This window comes from Paenibacillus sp. QJM3NY_38 (genome assembly GCF_056173265.1).
The window spans coordinates 179,274-196,128 of sequence record NZ_CM149665.1; the positions used below are offsets into that span (position 1 = coordinate 179,274).

The 16,855-nt window shown below is 52.4% G+C and carries 17 protein-coding genes; 11 read left to right on the forward strand and 6 right to left on the reverse strand.

Annotation, left to right across the window (positions count from 1 at the left end):
- The first annotated feature begins 11 nt into the window (after nt 1–11).
- The 4 genes from hisJ to trxB all read left to right on the forward strand — a co-directional run bounded on the left by hisJ (nt 12) and on the right by trxB (nt 4,867).
- Nucleotides 12–851, forward strand: a complete 840-nt coding sequence (gene hisJ / locus AC0VZ8_RS00870) for a histidinol-phosphatase HisJ (protein WP_475485740.1) — start codon at nt 12–14, stop codon at nt 849–851.
- 174 nt (nt 852–1,025) lie between these two features.
- Nucleotides 1,026–1,976, forward strand: a complete 951-nt coding sequence (locus tag AC0VZ8_RS00875) for a ribose-phosphate diphosphokinase (RefSeq protein WP_216535236.1) — start codon at nt 1,026–1,028, stop codon at nt 1,974–1,976.
- Nucleotides 1,977–2,065: 89 nt separating this feature from the next.
- Complete coding sequence (locus tag AC0VZ8_RS00880; RefSeq protein ID WP_475485741.1) at nt 2,066–3,802, forward strand: tetratricopeptide repeat protein; 1,737 nt, start codon at nt 2,066–2,068, stop codon at nt 3,800–3,802.
- 111 nt (nt 3,803–3,913) lie between these two features.
- A complete protein-coding gene (gene trxB / locus AC0VZ8_RS00885; protein ID WP_071219455.1) occupies nt 3,914–4,867 on the forward strand; it encodes a thioredoxin-disulfide reductase in 954 nt (317 codons plus the stop codon).
- Nucleotides 4,868–4,994: 127 nt separating this feature from the next.
- Here the strand turns inward: trxB and AC0VZ8_RS00890 are convergent, their stop codons facing one another.
- Together AC0VZ8_RS00890 and AC0VZ8_RS00895 are read right to left on the reverse strand one after the other, a co-directional pair.
- A complete protein-coding gene (locus AC0VZ8_RS00890) occupies nt 4,995–5,477 on the reverse strand; it encodes a spore coat protein (RefSeq protein WP_071219456.1) in 483 nt (160 codons plus the stop codon).
- An 84-nt stretch (nt 5,478–5,561) separates the two neighbouring features.
- On the reverse strand, nt 5,562–6,014 hold the full coding sequence (locus AC0VZ8_RS00895; protein ID WP_071219457.1) for a GNAT family N-acetyltransferase: 453 nt from the start codon (nt 6,012–6,014) through the stop codon (nt 5,562–5,564).
- 186 nt (nt 6,015–6,200) lie between these two features.
- Between AC0VZ8_RS00895 and AC0VZ8_RS00900 the strand changes: the two genes are divergently transcribed.
- The 5 genes from AC0VZ8_RS00900 (at nt 6,201) to AC0VZ8_RS00920 (ending at nt 9,527) form a co-directional block, all read left to right on the forward strand.
- Entirely contained in the window at nt 6,201–7,019 is an 819-nt protein-coding gene (locus AC0VZ8_RS00900) for a methyltransferase domain-containing protein (protein WP_475485742.1), read from the forward strand.
- Between the two features lie 121 nt (nt 7,020–7,140).
- Nucleotides 7,141–7,479, forward strand: a complete 339-nt coding sequence (locus tag AC0VZ8_RS00905) for a DUF2642 domain-containing protein (RefSeq protein ID WP_475485743.1) — start codon at nt 7,141–7,143, stop codon at nt 7,477–7,479.
- Between the two features lie 161 nt (nt 7,480–7,640).
- Nucleotides 7,641–8,417: an aminoglycoside 3'-phosphotransferase gene (locus AC0VZ8_RS00910; protein WP_475485744.1), complete on the forward strand. Its 777-nt coding sequence runs from the start codon at nt 7,641–7,643 to the stop codon at nt 8,415–8,417.
- A 12-nt stretch (nt 8,418–8,429) separates the two neighbouring features.
- A complete protein-coding gene (locus tag AC0VZ8_RS00915) occupies nt 8,430–8,930 on the forward strand; it encodes an N-acetyltransferase family protein (protein WP_475485745.1) in 501 nt (166 codons plus the stop codon).
- Between the two features lie 45 nt (nt 8,931–8,975).
- Entirely contained in the window at nt 8,976–9,527 is a 552-nt protein-coding gene (locus tag AC0VZ8_RS00920; protein ID WP_475485746.1) for a GNAT family N-acetyltransferase, read from the forward strand.
- A gap of 233 nt (nt 9,528–9,760) precedes the next feature.
- On the opposite strand, the gene AC0VZ8_RS00925 is transcribed toward AC0VZ8_RS00920, so the two are convergent.
- The 4 genes from AC0VZ8_RS00925 to AC0VZ8_RS00940 form a co-directional block, all read right to left on the reverse strand.
- Complete coding sequence (locus tag AC0VZ8_RS00925; RefSeq protein ID WP_475485747.1) at nt 9,761–11,182, reverse strand: NAD-dependent malic enzyme; 1,422 nt, start codon at nt 11,180–11,182, stop codon at nt 9,761–9,763.
- A gap of 37 nt (nt 11,183–11,219) precedes the next feature.
- A complete protein-coding gene (locus tag AC0VZ8_RS00930) occupies nt 11,220–12,746 on the reverse strand; it encodes a tripartite tricarboxylate transporter permease (RefSeq protein ID WP_475485748.1) in 1,527 nt (508 codons plus the stop codon).
- An 18-nt stretch (nt 12,747–12,764) separates the two neighbouring features.
- Entirely contained in the window at nt 12,765–13,220 is a 456-nt protein-coding gene (locus AC0VZ8_RS00935; protein ID WP_194540378.1) for a tripartite tricarboxylate transporter TctB family protein, read from the reverse strand.
- Nucleotides 13,221–13,288: 68 nt separating this feature from the next.
- A complete protein-coding gene (locus AC0VZ8_RS00940) occupies nt 13,289–14,296 on the reverse strand; it encodes a Bug family tripartite tricarboxylate transporter substrate binding protein (RefSeq protein WP_475485749.1) in 1,008 nt (335 codons plus the stop codon).
- 255 nt (nt 14,297–14,551) lie between these two features.
- On the opposite strand from AC0VZ8_RS00940, the gene AC0VZ8_RS00945 reads away from it, so the two are divergent.
- Nucleotides 14,552–16,162 (forward strand): ATP-binding protein, encoded by a 1,611-nt coding sequence (locus tag AC0VZ8_RS00945; RefSeq protein WP_475485750.1) that lies wholly within the window; start codon nt 14,552–14,554, stop codon nt 16,160–16,162.
- On the forward strand, nt 16,140–16,832 hold the full coding sequence (locus AC0VZ8_RS00950) for a response regulator (protein WP_071219466.1): 693 nt from the start codon (nt 16,140–16,142) through the stop codon (nt 16,830–16,832). The genes AC0VZ8_RS00945 and AC0VZ8_RS00950 overlap by 23 nt, the downstream gene beginning before the upstream one ends.
- The last annotated feature ends 23 nt before the right edge of the window (nt 16,833–16,855 follow it).

The window sequence follows — 16,855 nt, forward strand, 5'->3', positions numbered from 1 at the left end:
GAGGCTTACCGATGCATATTGATTACCATACCCACCATGCCCGGTGCGGACATGCCGAGGGGCAGCTGGAGGAGTATGTACGGCGCGCTATTGAACTCGGGATGGATCAATTGGGCTTGTCGGATCATATGCCTTTGATACACGTGGATCCGGAGGCGTACTATCCGGAGATGGCCATGCCAATGGACGAACTGCCGCGTTATGTGGAAGAGTGCCTGCAGTTGAAGGAACGCTACCAAGGGCAGATTGACATCCGGATCGGACTCGAAGGCGATTATATCGAGGGTTATGAAGAACAGATTGAGCGAATTGTGAATGACTATCCATGGGATTATGTCATTGGCTCCGTTCATTTTCTTGGTGAATGGGATATTACGGATTACCGTCAGACCCAAGGCTGGGAGGGCAAGGATCCGCTTGAGGTTTATAGACGATATTATGATGCGGTGCAGAAAGCTGCTGCCACCGGCTTCTACGATATCATGGGGCATCTGGACGTGATCAAGCGGTTCGGTTATGGGCCGGGTCCCGAGCAGAAGCCGGAAGTGATCGCATTGGAGCAAGCAGCGCTTGCGGCCGTGGCCCAAAGCGGAAAAGCCATGGAGCTGAACGCCTCCGGCTTATCGAAGGCCTGTGAGGAAATGTTTCCAAGCCGCCGCATGCTGGAGGAAGCGATGAAGCTTGGCATTCCGTTGACTTTAGGGTCGGATGCCCACCAGCCGATGAAGCTGGGCGAGCATCTGGATCAGGCCCGGGCACTGCTATCGGAGCTTGGCGTTCGGGAGGTTGCGACCTTCCGTAACCGGAAGCGGGAGATGGTGCTTTTGAATGTTGAGGGAAACCATGTATAATAAAAGAAAAGCACTAATTGCAAACAGGTTTATTGCAGACGGCTGTTTTCCACTCCTAGAGACCCTTCTTCGAAGAGGTTGACGGAGGCGGGAACGGCCTGATTTGACGATAGCGCTTTCAACGAGATCCCTGCATCAGCCGACATTATCAACCACTCTCGTCAGGAGGTCCTCATGTATCGTTCATTACGATTGTTCGCCGGCACTTCAAATCCGACGCTTGCCGCAAATATCAGTCAGCAGTTGGGAGTTGAACCGGGAAAGATCAAGATTTCCCGCTTTCAGAGTGGCGAAGTTTATGTGCACTTTGAAGAGAGCATCCGCAATTGCGATGTTTTTCTGCTGCAGTCCTTTTCTCACCCTATCAATGAAATGTTCGTGGAGCTATTGGTGATGATTGATGCCGCGAAGCGCGCTTCCGCCAGAACGATCAATATCATTGTGCCTTATTACGGTTATGCCAGACAGGAACGAAAGTCAGCGCCGCGTGAACCGATATCGGCCAAAATGGTAGCCGACGTGCTGACCACAGCCGGTGCCAACCGCGTGATAACCATCGATCTGCATGCGCCAGCCATTCAGGGCTTCTTCAATATACCGGTGGATCATCTGACTGCGCTGGATTTGATTACGGAGTATCTGAAGTCCAAGAACATCGAGAATCCGGTTATCGTTTCTCCCGATGCCGGACGGGCGAAGACGGCAGAGAAGCTTTCGAGCCGCCTGGGGTCGCCGTTTGCCATGATGGTCAAGCAGCGTCCTGCCCATAACGAAGCGGTAATTACCCATGTCATTGGGGACGTGGCGGGTCGCACGCCGATTATTATCGAAGACTTGATTGATACGGGAACCACCATCGTGCAAGTGGTGGAAAGCTTAAAGGAACGGGGAGCCAATGATGCCATTGTGTGCGCGACCCATGGCCTTTTCTCCGGTGAAGCACTTGACCGTCTCGACCATGCACATATCGAGGAAATCGTGGTCACAGACTCTATTGTGCTCCCGGATCATCACTGCAAGATGCGGCTTAAGGTGCTGTCCGTAGCGCCAATGTTAGCCCAGGCAACCCATATTATTATCGAGGGCGGATCGATCGCCACTTTGTTCAAAGACGCCGGTGTGTAAACTGGTGTCTTTTTTCTGCAAATGACGTTGAAACTTGTGTTATACTGTTGTGGATAGAGGAGCAAGTTAAAGGAGGTGCCTTGCTTTTCGTGAATGGTCATCCATATGGGTACAGTGACCCCCACAATGTTATATCTATCGAGATGAATGCCAATTTCTTCTTCGATCGCGCGGTTCGTTCGCTTGATCGTTTCCAATATGACAAGGCTCTGAAATATTTCCGCAAAGCTGTTGAATATGAACCGGATAATCCGGTGAATCATTGCAATATGGCGGGTATATTATCAGAGACGGGAGATTATAAAGCTTCCAACGATGTGCTGGCTCACATTCTGGAGCAGGTTGACCCGTTGATGACGGAGTGCTACTTCTATATGGCGAACAATTACGCCAATATGGAGCAATTCGAGAAAGCGGAAGAAGCGCTTGTTACCTATCTGGAGGAAGACCCGAGCGGTCAGTTTTTGGATGAGGCTGAGGAGATGATGGAGCTGCTTCATTACGAGCTGAATCGTCCAGCCAAGCTGAACCGGATCAAGAGTCGTGAAGGCGTGGTCGAGCATGAGCATGCGCGGGCACTGCTGGAGGAAGGGAAATTCGCACAAGCGGTCAAGCTGTTGGAGGAAATCGTCAAGGATAATCCGGATTTTCTGGCTGCGCGCAACAATCTGGCTCTAGCCTATTATTATATGGGACGCTTTGATACCGCGAAGCGCACCATTGGCGAGGTGTTGGATCAGGAGCCGGGCAATCTGCACGGTCTATGCAATCTGGCTATCTTCTTTCAGCATGAAGGAAATCAGGAGCAGCGTGACCGATTGATGGACATGCTAACGGTGACGGTTCCTTTCCATCAGGAGCATGTGTTTAAGCTGGCGACAACGATGGGAATACTGGGGCAGCACGAAATTGCCTACGGTCATTTTCGCCGTTTGTTGAAGGATGAGGAGTTTAGCGGAGATCCTAGCCTGTATCATTACACGGCCGTTGCGGCATGCAATAGCGGTTATTATGACAGGGCCGAGAAATATTGGCGGCAAGCATTGAAGCTGGATGGGGATTCGGTGATTCCGGATTTCTATCTGGCACAGCTGCAGAAGCGTAAAGAGACCGGTACGAAACAGATGAAGGTGAGTTATCACTATCATCTTCCGTTCGAAGAGCAGTTCAAACGCTGGGAGCATGACGGCGACAAATTGACGGAGGAAGCGAAGCAAAATCCGCTGATTCGTTCTTCGTTCTTCTGGGCGCTCCGACATGGCGACCCCCATACCAAGCTGCAGGTGATCCGGACGCTGGAATTGATTGCCGATGAAGAGGTGCAGCATGCGCTGCAATCGTTCCTGCAGGAACCGGGAGAGGATGCGGAGCTGAAGGATGCCGCCCGCCTGGTGCTCCAGCAGATGGAGGCCGCAAGCAATCGGCTGAAGGAACGCCGCGACGATCGCGATATATCCAGCAGCAAGACCCGCGAGGTGCTGCCGGATTGGCTGCCTTCCTGGAAGGCGGTGCTGGAGAAGGCAGAGCAGACCATGGACATGCGGGTAGACGCTTTTTGGAAAAAAGAGATGGAGAATCTCTGGTCCGAGTTCCTGAGCCGGCTGTACCCTGATATTCCGAACATTCGGAATGTGGAGGGCTGGGCAGCGGCATTGGAATATTTGACGGCCAAGAAGCGGGGAAGAACCCTGACCTATGAACAGGTAGCTGTCCGTTACGGCATTTCGCCATCCACGGTGAGCCGTTACGCACGTCAAATGGATAGCGTATGTGAAACGAAAGCACAGCCGGATGATAATTTCCGGCCATTTACGGAAAACATTTAAGTAAGAACCCATATTCGGATACTTAGGAGACCTTGGTACATGAAGATTCCATAAGTCCTGAATAGGATGTAGCACGTAACAGAAATCGACACCTTAAAGGAGGCCGTATCTATGTACAAATCAATCGTAATCGGAACAGGACCTGCCGGATTGACGGCAGCCATCTACTTGGCACGCGCGAACTTGAAGCCGCTCGTTATCGAAGGAATGCAGCCGGGCGGTCAGCTTACGACAACGACCGAGGTTGAGAATTTCCCCGGATTTCCGCAAGGAATCATGGGCCCCGAGCTGATGGATAATATGCGTCAACAAGCGGAGCGCTTCGGTGCGGAGTTCAAGAGCGCCTGGGTCGAGTCCGTTGATTTCTCCGAGCGTCCGTTCAAGGTGAATGTCGAGGGCATGGGCGAGCTTCTGGCTGAGTCCGTGATTATCTCGACGGGAGCTTCCGCGAAGTATCTCGGAATTCCGGGAGAGCAGGAGAACGTTGGTCGCGGCGTAAGCACATGCGCCACTTGCGACGGGTTCTTCTTCCGCGGGAAAAAGATCATTGTTATCGGCGGCGGCGATTCCGCGATGGAGGAAGCCAGCTTCCTGACGCGTTTTGCTTCCAGCGTAACGGTAGTGAACCGCCGCACCGAGCTGCGTGCATCCAAGATCATGCAGGATCGCGCGCGTGAGAACGAGAAGATCCAGTGGGCTCTGGACCGTACGCCGGTTGAGGTGGTTACCAGCGAAACCGGCGTTAAAGGGTTGAAGGTCCGCAACAATGAAACGGGAGAAGAAGAACTGATTGAAGCGGAAGGTGTATTCGTGGCGATCGGCCATACGCCGAATACGGGCTTCCTTGGCAATCAGATTACAACCGACCCGACAGGCTATATCCTGGTTAAACCGGGAACGACGGAGACGAACATCCCGGGCGTGTTCGCTTGCGGCGATGTCCAGGACACACGTTACCGCCAAGCGATTACGGCTGCAGGCACAGGCTGTATGGCCGCTATGGACTGCGAGAAATATCTCGAAGGCCATATGGTGCATGACTGGAGCGAAACACTGAATAAATAATCCCTGACTTTTAGGGGATGATATGTGAAATAGAAAAAGCCTCTGAGCTATACAGCTGACGGTTTTGGCGATACTAACATCTCGTACCTAACCTGTCTTGTGTAGCCCGGGGCTTTTTTTGCTGATGTTACAGGCTTAATGCCTTGTTGGCATTCTTCACGTCATTCTCCAGCAGCTGCTTCAAATTGTAGGAAGGATACAGACCGCGCGCATACATGAAATAGAAGACCTTGCCGTGCAGTTCAATGGCTTTGTTCAATTGTTTCTGCAGGGTTTCTCTTACGCTTGGCGTTGCGGCTTCGGTAATGGCAATGGCGTAGCTGCGGACAGAGGTTTTGGCGAAACCCAGCAGATGGCCTGCGTAATACGCCGTCAAATCGGCACCGGAAAGACTGCGGGTTCCTGTGGGCGCTTGTGAAAAATAAGGCAGGAGCTCCCTCAGGTTTTGTTCTACTCCATTTATCGCTTCTGTATACAGCCCATGGAGCTCCGGGTCCTTGATATCATGTAATGACATCTTGAACCCCATCAGGTTATTTGCCTGAAAGGCGGTTAATTCATGAATCTCCAGCGTTTCATGCCAAGCGAGATGCCTCGGATTTTGACTCATGCTCAAGTAGATTCTCCTCCATAATCAATATGCGATAGCCTATTCATCGGATGGAGGAATGGTGCAACTGCCCAGCCACAAAACTTACAAATCTAGCGACAACCGCACCATATCGCGCAGCCGCATGCCATTTTCGTAGATTTCTTCATCATAATGACGGACAAAAAAGTCCCGGTCGATGCCTGTCATCCGAAACCCGCATTTCTGATACAGCGCCAGCTGCGCCACGCCCGTACTCCCTGTTCCGACTTCAATGGTTGCATATCCAAGCTCTCGGGCCTGCCCGATGGCATGATTCACAAGCTGTTTGCCATATCCCTGGCCGTGCAGATTCTCGCTTATGGCAACGTTAACGAGTTCGATCGTATCAGGCCTTGTAGGCAGCAGGACGTAGACCCCGATGGGATGCGTGTCCTCCTCAGCGACATAACAATGACCGCGCTTTACATAGTCCTCAACGAGCCTTATCGATGGATCTGCAAGCAGCAGCAGGTCCATTGGGGGTTTTTCATGAGTATTCAGCTTTCTAATGTTCACGAGTTTCTCCCTCATTATCATCTATAGTGATTATAAAAACAGGTTTATTGTAACATGCCTGGCCATCGATTTCCTGGATTTGGATGATTTCAACTGGCGGTTGAATTCTCTCGGGATTCAATAACCAGGTTATTGTATGCCTTACGCAGCGCCCCTACAATGTGGTTATATAGGAGCGTGATACATATGAGAGACATGTTAGCCAAAAATATTCATCGATACCGCAAAGAACGGGGGCTCACCCAGGAGGGGTTGGCCCATAAGCTGGGCGTTACGTTCCAGGCGGTGTCCAAGTGGGAAACGGGACAGACCATGCCTGATACGGCGCTGCTTCCGGAGCTGTCACAGCTGCTTGATGTCAGCATCGATAAGTTGTTTGGTTATTCTGCGACGGGCAAGCCAATCAGCATATATGAAGAGGAGTACAAAACACCGGAGTACTATTGGGGCACGGAGCCGAATGCGGCCTGTTATCAGGTGCTTGAAATGATTCCTCCCACAAGAAGGGTGAAGCTGCTGGATATCGGGTGCGGGGAAGGGAAGGATGCCGTGTTTTTTGCGCGTAACGGCTATGATGTCACAGCATTCGACATTTCGGATGCGGGGATTGAGAAAACGAAGAAATTGGCCGATCATATTGGGGTTCACGTGAACGTATTTAAGGCGGATATTTCGGATTACCGTTTGGATTCGGAGTTTGACGTGCTGTATTCCAGCGGCGTTCTGCATTATATCAGACCCGAGTATCGTGAAGAGATCTTTGCTAATTATAAAAAATTCACGTCGGCAGAGGGGCTTCATTGCCTTAATGTGTTCGTACAAAAGCCCTTCATTGCGCCTCCTCCCGAGGATGAACCGTACGCTTACGACTGGAAATCCGGGGAGCTTATGATGCATTATCACGACTGGTTGATTCACAGCTGCCCGGAGGTGATTTTTGATTGTAACTCATCGGGTATCCCGCACCGGCATGCGATGAGTAAGTTGATTGCACAGAAGGTGTAAATGGAAGGGAGGTTGGGCGGTTTTCTTGCTTTTACACATAAATATGAGGATTGTTAACATAGCGGCCCCTTCTCGGACATACATAAGGGTGTAGGAATAATATTGGCATGGGAGGTCTTTCATGAACAACCATAACCATTTTGGTTATCCAGCCCCGCCTGCGGGTTATGCACCGGGTTACTATGCCTATCCCCCGCCCCACCCTATACCGCCGAATTACGCGCCGCGTACCCCGGCAATTCCGCAGCCAGCCCACTACGCCACGCTGGTTGAACCGGCATTTATTGAACATCTGCTCCGGCATAAAGGAGCCAAGGTAGTCATTATGACCACCGCGGGGAAAGTCGATGGGATCTTATCCGGCGTTGCGGTGGACCATCTTCAATTGACGGTCGGGGATCATAAAGCGCTGCACATTCGTCTGGCCGAGGTGGTGTACTTCGAGGGAGTTCCGTTCTAACAGGGATCAAAAATAGTTTAAACGAAAAATTACCGGCTGGTAGGGAAGGATTAGGCCGGCAAAGCGCCAATTCATACAGTACAGATCCGAAGGCGTTCCGATGGGGACGTCTTTATTCTATTGAACTGAGGCCGACCGATTGGGGTCGGTGTGGAGGAACGATGAAAAAAGTACGTATTCCATTCGACATCAAGACGCTGCCTGCCAGCTTGCAGTCATATATCCAGACCGCTGCCGTCTATGACAGCAGCTCATCGGAACAGGCCAAAACCCTGTACATCGAGGGAGCGAACCAACCGATGTTTTTGAAGATAGCGAAACGGAGTGAACTTAAGAGAGAAGGGATGATGTCGGAATATCTGCACGGAAAGGGCCTGGCTCCCAAGGTGCTGGCTTATGAACAGCATGGCGAGAACGATTACCTGCTGACCGTCGCTCTGCAGGGTGAAGATGGGGTGTCCGGGGGACACCTTGATGATCCGAAGAGGCTGGCTGCCGTGTTCGGGGAGAGTTTGCGTTATCTCCATTCTGTATCAGCTGCGGATTGTCCCTTTCCGAATCGAACGGCTGAACTTCTCCAGGAATATCAGGAAAGTTTCATGAACAAAACGGAAGATAACGAAGGGTTTCCGGGCGGAAGAGAACAGGTTCTACTAAGCCTTGAGAAGCTGCAGGGGACAGCGGGCTATGATGTGCTGCTCCACGGCGATTATTGTCTGCCGAATCTGATAATGAGGGATTTCCAGTTTGAAGGTTTCATCGATCTGGGTTATGGCGGGATCGGGGACCTTCACTACGACCTCTATTGGGGGATATGGACGCTGCGATATAACCTGGGGAACGATGACTACAAGGATATTTTTCTCGACCATTACGGCCGGAGCGATTTCGATCCGGAGAGATTGGCGTTATGGACTGTACTGACGGATCGTATCTAGGAGGAAAGGGAGATGCACATGAAATCATATCATATTCGAGTCGCTGGCCGGGAGGATGTATCCTTTCTACGGGAAATGCTGTATGAGTCCCTGTATGTGCCCGAGGGAGAGGAGCCTTTTAGCAGGGATATCCTCGAGGAACCGTTTATGAAAAAATATGTGGAGAACTGGGGGAGAGAGGGCGATTTAGGCTATATTGCCGTGAATGCCACAGGAAAGCCGACAGGCTCGATTACGATCCGTTATTTTGATGAAGGGAACAAGGGATTCGGTTACGTGAGCGATGACATTCCGGAACTGGGCATGGCGCTGCTGCCGGAATCCCGCGGGCAAGGGCTCGGAACGGCCCTGATGAAGGAATTGTTCAGAGGAATGAAGGAGCAGGGAATTCAAAAGGTATCGTTAAGCGTCGCTCCGGAGAATACGGCCGCTATGAAATTATATGAGCGGTTCGGATTCCAGGAGGTGGGCATGAGCGGAACCTCTATTACGATGCTTGCGGATGTAATCTGAAGAATGAGAATTGGGGATCTAATAAGGGAAGATGGGGGGATCGCGATGCTGGTGTACGAGGCTGGACCGATTACGGTTCGCGAGCTGGAGGAGAAGGATGAAATATCCTTAGCTTCTTGGCTGTCCAATCCGGATGTGCTGCAGTATTATGAGGGACGGGACAATCCTCACGACGTGGAGCGGGTGCGGGAGCATTTTTACGTGGATGATGATGAGACTCGCTGCATCATTGAGCATGAGGGGAAACCGATCGGATATATTCAGTTTTATCTTCTGGATGAAGAGACGTTAGGCGAGTATGGATATAACGAGAGTGATGCAGACTGCAGAACCTTCGCCACGGATCAATTCATCGGGGAGCCGGATTATTGGAATCGAGGCATCGGTACGAAGCTCATGACTTCCATGGTGGAGTATCTCGTGTTTCAGAGGCAGGCTGATCGGATCGTAATGGACCCGCAGGCATGGAATGAACGGGCGATTGCTTGTTACGAAAAGTGCGGCTTCCGGAAGGTCAGACTGCTGGAGAAGCATGAACAGCATGAAGGTGAACTGCGGGACTGCTGGATTATGGAGTATCGGGCAGAGCGAAAGTAAATCGATTGGGCAATGAAGGGATGGGCCGGAGCGGCTAAGATTATACGTGCTGCGTTTTCAGTGTAGGTAGGAAGCAAAAGAGTACGGGTCCTAGAGGAAACCGTACTCTTTTGCTCTTTTTCTTTAAATACTCATATCTTAAGATGGGTCGCTCTATAGATCTTAGGGATCAATCCTCTTTCAGCTGCAGCTGGTGCTTGACGAATCCTCCCCGTTTCATGGAATCGTAACCGTTAGCGGTATTCCCTTGGAATACGGCGCGCGACCCCGGTTCGGATGGCTGCCTGGATGACAAGGTCCCGGATACCGCTGACAACTTGCTGGTTGAATACGCTCGGGATGATGTAATGCCTGCTCCGTTCCTTGTCCGTGACCGCCGATGCGATCGCTTCGGCCGCGGCGAGTTTCATCTCCTCGTTGATGGCAGAGGCTCGGCAGTCCAGGGCGCCGCGAAAAATACCGGGAAAACATAACACGTTGTTAATCTGGTTCGGGTAATCCGAGCGGCCTGTTGCAATGACGCCCGCGATATCCTCTGCCTCCTCCGGCAGAATCTCCGGGATCGGATTGGCCATCGCGAAGACGATCGGACGCTCTGCCATCGCTTGAACATCCTTTCTCTTCAGGATTCCACCGGCAGACAAGCCGATGAATACGTCGGCGCCCTGGATGACGTCTTGAAGTGAACCGGAACGCCGTTCGGGGTTGGTGTTGCTGGCGTACCATTGCCACATTGGATGGTCATACGTCTGATCGGAGGTCAGCGCGCCGAGGCGATCGACGCCGATGATGTTCTTCACGCCCGCCGATATAAGTATTTTGCTGCAGGCAACGCCGGCGGCGCCAATGCCGCAGACAACAACCTTCAGATTCTCTACGGATTTACCGACGACCTTCAGCGCATTGATCAAGGCTGCATACAGGACGACGGCGGTTCCATGCCGGTCGTCATGGAACACCGGGATGTCCAATTCCTCGCGCAGACGCTGCTCAATCTCAAAGCATCGCGGCGAGGAGATATCCTCCAGATTGATACCGCCAAACGCGGGAGCGATCGCTTTGATCGCCGTAATGATCCCTTCGGTATCCTGTGTATCCAGACAGATTGGGAAGGAGTCCACATCCGCCAGCTGCTTGAAGAGCATCGACTTGCCCTCCATCACCGGCATGGCCGCATAGGGGCCAATATTGCCAAGTCCCAGGACGGCGCTGCCGTCGGAGATGACGGCTACGGTGTTGCGCTTGACGGTGAGCGTAAAGGCTTTACGCGGTTCTTCGTGGATTGCCATGCATACGCGAGCAACATCCGGCGTATACACGCGGGAGAGGTCGTCGCGGTTCTGGATCGGCGCTTTCAGCTTGGTTTCAATCTTTCCTCCAAGATGGAGCAGGAAGGTCCGGTCAGATAGATGCAGCAGCTGAACGCCGGACATGGCGCGAATGCGCTCGGCAATAATGTCGATGTCGATGGTGTCGATCACCGTGATGGTGACGTCGCGAATCGTCGTATGCTTGCTCGTCTGAATGACGTCAATGGCCACGATATCGCCTCCCGCCTCGAAGATGGCGGCCGTTACTTGGCCAAAGCTTGCTTCTTCCGTATGCATTTCGATTCTTGCGATGACACTTTTGCCGCCTAGTTTGCTGGTATTCATGACTGCCTCCTTGGCTTATCGATATTCGTATGATGGGTTAGCCTTCTTCGTTCACGATAACTTCCTTGCCTTTTCGTTTGAGTAGAATCGGAACGATAATCCAAAGCAAGGCGATGATGAGGAATGCCAGCGACATCGGCTTCTGCAGGAAGATCATAAAGTCGCCGTTGGATGTGGTCAGCGCCCGGCGCATATTGTTCTCGATCATGGGACCCAGCACGAGTCCGAGCACCAGCGGCGCGAGCGGAAAGTCATTGCGGGCCAGCAGGAAGCCGGCAATGCCGCAGATGAGCAGCAGGACCAGGTCAAAGATCTGTGCTTGAACGGCGTAAACGCCGAAGATGGAGATGGCAATGATGATCGGTATGAGATATTTGGCCGGTGTCTGAATGACCTTGGCGAATACCTTGACCAGCGGCATGTTCAGTACTAGCAGAAGCAGGTTACCGATGAGCATGCTGGCGATCAGTCCCCATGCAACTTGTGGGTGCTCCTCGAACAGCAGCGGGCCTGGCTGGATGTTGTACATGATGAGTGCCCCCATCAGGATGGCAGTTGTTCCGGAACCCGGAATACCCAGTGTCAGCAGAGGGATCATAGCGCCTCCGGATGCCGCATTGTTGGCCGACTCGGGTGCAGCAACGCCAGCGATGTTGCCTTTGCCGAAGGATTCGGGATGCTTGCTAACCTTTTTCTCAACGATATAACTGAAGAAGGAAGCAAGCGTTGCGCCGGCACCCGGCAGGATGCCGGTAAAGAAGCCGAGGATCGAGCCGCGGGCAATCGGTCCCGCGCTATCCTTCAAGTCTTGGCGTGTCGGCAGGATGCGGCCGATTTTGGAAGTTGGACCCGCTGCGTAGTCCCTCTCCAGGATGGATTTAAACACTTCGCCAAGGGCAAACAAACCGACGGCAATCGTTAGAAATTCCAGTCCGGAGTACAGGATGGGGATATCGAAGGTGAATCGGGCGACGCCGGATACGGTATCCATGCCGATGGTAGCGAGCAGCAGACCGAATACGGTCATAATGAGTGCCTTGGTGATCGATTTGCCAGCAAGCCCGCTTACTGCACAGAGTCCCAGCAGCATGAGCGAGAAATAATCAGCTGGGCCGAATTTAATCGCTACATTGGATAAAGGCTCCGCCAGTGCGATCAGCGCCACAAGTGCGAAGAGCCCGGCTGCGAACGAGCCGATTGCAGCGATGGACAAGGCGGGGCCTGCCCTGCCTTGCTTCGCCATCTGGTAGCCGTCCAGCGTCGTAACGACGGAAGAGGACTCTCCGGGCGTGTTCAGCAGAATCGAAGTTGTAGATCCGCCATACATGGCTCCGTAATAAACGCCTGCCAGCAGAATGATTGAGCTGGTTGCTGCCGCTTCCGCCGGCAAGCCGCTAGTCATGGAGGCGGTGACGGGGATCAGAAGCGCGACGCCGCTCATCGGACCGATGCCGGGAAGCACCCCGACCGAAGTGCCGATCAGCACGCCTAAAAAGGCGAAGAGCAGGTTATGCCACTGCAAGGCGGTCATAAAGCCGTCCGCCAGATAATCCAGAACATTCATTGTAGATTCCTCCCATGCTCATGATAGCCAAGACGGGAAGCCCGGCATGGAGCCTTCCAGCAAGACGACAAAGATGACGTACACGCCGCCGGAGAACAGCGCGGAGATTAGAATGGATTTCAGCCACTTGCCTCGTTCCAGCGTCTGAAACGCAAACAGGAGGAACAGGAAGGTACCGATGATATATCCGATGAATTCCAGGAAATAGGCATAGAGAAAGGCTGCCGCAAAAATCATGAAGAACCGTTTGTAGTCCAGTTTCTCTGTACGATTCTCCGTCGGCTTGGCTTTCAGGGCTTCATAAAACAAACGAATGCTCAGCAGCACAAGCGCCAGCCCGAGGCCGAACGGGAATATGTTAGGGCCAACGGTGCTTCCGTACGCGGATGAGCTGATCTTGGCGCTCTGCCACATAAAGCCGATGCCAAGGAGCAGAAATACGATGCTGGCGTAGCGGTCAAACGTTCTGTTCAAGGTGGACACCTCCTCAAGGATGAAACGGGAGAGGGGAGGGGAGCGCACCGCTCCCTCAACTCCAAGGCTTACTTCTGCATACCCAGCGCTGTGAGCAGCTCCTGCACGTCTCGCTCCTGTTCTTCAAGGAATGCCTTGAAGTCAGCAGCGTTTCGGTATTCGCTTGCCCAGTCGTTGGCAACCAGCTCTTTCTGCCATGCTTCGTTCTCGGAGAGGTCCTTCAGCGTTTTATCCCAGAAGGCCAGCTGTTCTTCCGTCAGTCCCTTCGGACCGAATACGCCGCGCCAGATCGTAAATTCGGCATCCAGACCGAGCTCCTTCAGGGTCGGTACATCCGCGAAGTCTCCGCCCAGGCGTTCACTTGAAGTAACGGCCAGGATTTTGATCTTGCCGGCTTTCAAGTAACTGCCGAGCGAAGAGATATCCGTGCCGATCGCATCGGCATTGTTGCCGAGGAGGGCCGCGATGGCTTCGCCGCCGCCATCATAAGATAAGTACTTAACGGTTCTCGGATCCACGCCGGATTTGAATGCAGGCAGAACGCTGATCAAGTGGTCCATCGAGCCCGGAGCGGAGCCACCAGCTAGCGTGACTGAAGTGGGATCGGCTTTGACCGCGTCGATCAGCGATTGCAGATCGGTAAATTTGGAGTTTGCCGGTACGGCAATCGCTCCAAAGTCTTTGGTCATTTGGGCGAGCGGTGTCACGTCTTTGTAGCCAAATGGACTGTTCCCTTCTTTTTTCAGATTGTTAATGAGAATGGGCGGAGAACTCACGAACAGCTTGTAGGGATCTTCGTTGTCTTTTGCCACGTATTCCGCGAGAAATACGGTCCCGCCGCCGCCGGGTTTATTCTCAACGGTCATGGTCTGTTCGATGATCTTCGTCTCCGTTAATACTTTGGTGAGGGAACGGGCCGTTTTGTCCCATCCACCGCCGGCACCTGAAGGCGCGGTCACGATAAATGGTTTTTTCGGATAATCGCCGGTGCTGCTTCCGGAAGTACTGCAGGCTGTCAGGCTCATCGCCAGGACAAGTGCAGAAGCTATGATTGTGAAGCCGGTTCGTTTTAGCATGAATGAGTTCCTCCTTTATGGATAACCAATGCTCGTAATTGCTGTAAGCGCTTACTTTATGATTCCTCTATACTACCATCGTGAATCTAGCTTGAATAGAATTGCGACATAAGTTGAAAAAGCTTCATTTCGCTAATTTTGTTCATAAAATTCACGGCCGATTTTTGTCAGAGACTATTGTTACAGGTGTGATCTAGAATACAATAGGGAAATCAGAGCCGCGTTTATGGCGATAATCCTTATGGAGGAATATGAATGCGTTTACAGACGAGATTGATTCTGCTTATAGGCACCCTTTTGTTTTCTGTTATTGTCGCCTTGACCTTCAGTTTTGAGCGGCTGCTCGTCACAACGCTGGAGAAGAGCATTGGCGCTTCGGCGTTAAAGCTGGCGAAGGCCGTGGCGGAGATGGACGTCATTCAGGACGCGTTCGAGGAAGAGAACCCGTCTGCCATCATTCAGCCTGTGGTCGAGGAAATTCGGCTGGAGACGGACGCGGAGTATATCGTCATCGGTAACCGAGAAGGGATCCGTTATGCGCATCCGCTCACCGATCGGATCGGCAAAGAGATGGTCGGTGGCGACAACGGCCCGGTACTGCAGGGCATGAGCATCATATCGAAGGCGATTGGCTCCATGGGACCCTCGCTTCGGGGGAAGACGCCGATCTACAATGATAAGAATGAAATCATCGGTATCGTATCGGTCGGCATTTTAATGAAAGATATCGAGATGTCGGCACAATCGTATCGCAATCGTGTCCTGTTCTTTGCAGGACTTGCATTAATCCTGGGATGTTGCGGCGCTATATGGATATCGTCCAGCGTCAAGCGATCCATTCACGGGCTGGAGCCCAAGGAAATCGGCTTATTATATCAAGAGAAACGGGCGATTCTGGAAACGATTCATGAAGGCATTATCGCTGTCAATCGGGAGGGCATCGTAACCTTGGCCAACCATACAGCCATGATGCTGATCGATCCGGAGGAGCGCAGGGTGATCGCCGGGCAGTATATTCAGGACGTTATCCCGGGCACCAGGCTGCTGGAGGTGATGCAAACCGGGGTAGCAGAGAAAGACCAAGAGATGGTCATTAACGATCATGCGGTTGTGGTGAACCGGCTGCCTATCTATGATCATGAGCATCGGATTGTAGGGGCGGTCTCCAGCTTTCGAAACAAGTCCGAGCTGCTTCACTTGACCGAAGAGCTCACGCAGGTGAAGAAATATACGGAAGCGCTGCGCGCGCAGACGCACGAATATTCCAACAAGCTGTATACGATATACGGCCTGATTCAGCTGGAATCGTACCAAGAGGCGATGGATCTGATTACGCATGAGACCGATGTGCACCAGAACCTGATTCAATTCCTGCTGCAGGAGATTCCCGATCCCATCATCGGCGGCATTCTTATTGGGAAGTTTAATCGCGGAAGCGAGTTGAAGGTGAAGGTTGAGATCGACCGGAGCAGTTCCTTTAAAGACATTCCCGGTCATATTAGCCGAAACCAGCTCGTTACTATTATCGGTAATTTGATCGACAACGCCATGGAGGCAGCAATGGGATCCAAATCGGACAATAGATGGGTAAGGATAGAGTTACACGATCAGGCCAATGAATTAATGATCGAAGTATCCGACAGCGGGACCGGTATTGCCGAGGCTGGAACGGATCGACTGTTTGAGCTGGGTTACTCCACCAAGGGGGAGCGCAATCGAGGTTTTGGCCTATCAATCGTCAACGGGACCATACAGCAACTGCAGGGTACCATTGCTTTCCGCAACGCACCTGAAGGCGGGGCCGTGTTCACGGTCAAGATACCAAAAACAAGGGGAGATGTTCATGATTCGGGTAGCAATCATTGAGGATGATGTGCGTATTGCCAGCATTAATCAGCGGTTCGTTGAGAAGGTGGAGGGCTTCGAGGTGATAGGCATTGCAACGGATCGGGCCCAGGCGCATGAGCAGCTGGATATTCTGGCACCTGATCTGGTGCTGTTGGATTTGTATTTTCCCGATATGTCGGGATTGGATCTGCTGCAGCACATTCAACGGGGATATCCGAATACCGATGTTATTATTATAACGGCAGCCAAGGAATTCGATACGGTGCGGGAGGCGATTCGCGGCGGAGTGTACGATTTTATGATCAAGCCGGTGGTCTTCGACCGTTTCCAGGAGAAGCTGAAAGCCTATCGAAAATATTATGAGCAGATGAAGCAGCTCGGCGGCGCGAACAAGCAGATCGATCAACAGGGCATCGACCAGCTGTTATGGCGTGCCGGTGAACGGATGGACAGGGAAGTGTATTTTCCAAAAGGCATCGATAAACTGACGAGCGAGAAAATCCTGTCCTACATCGAGGAGTCCGGGGACGTGTGGACCGCGGAGGAATTGGGCAAGCGTGGAGGCTTCAGCCGAACGACAGCAAGAAGATATCTGGAGTACTTCGTGGAGAAGGGCGTCCTCGTGGCGGATATTTCCTATGGCACGGTAGGCAGGCCGGAACGGGTATACCGGAAAGCGGAGGATTAAAAAACAGGATGATGGTGCGGCAA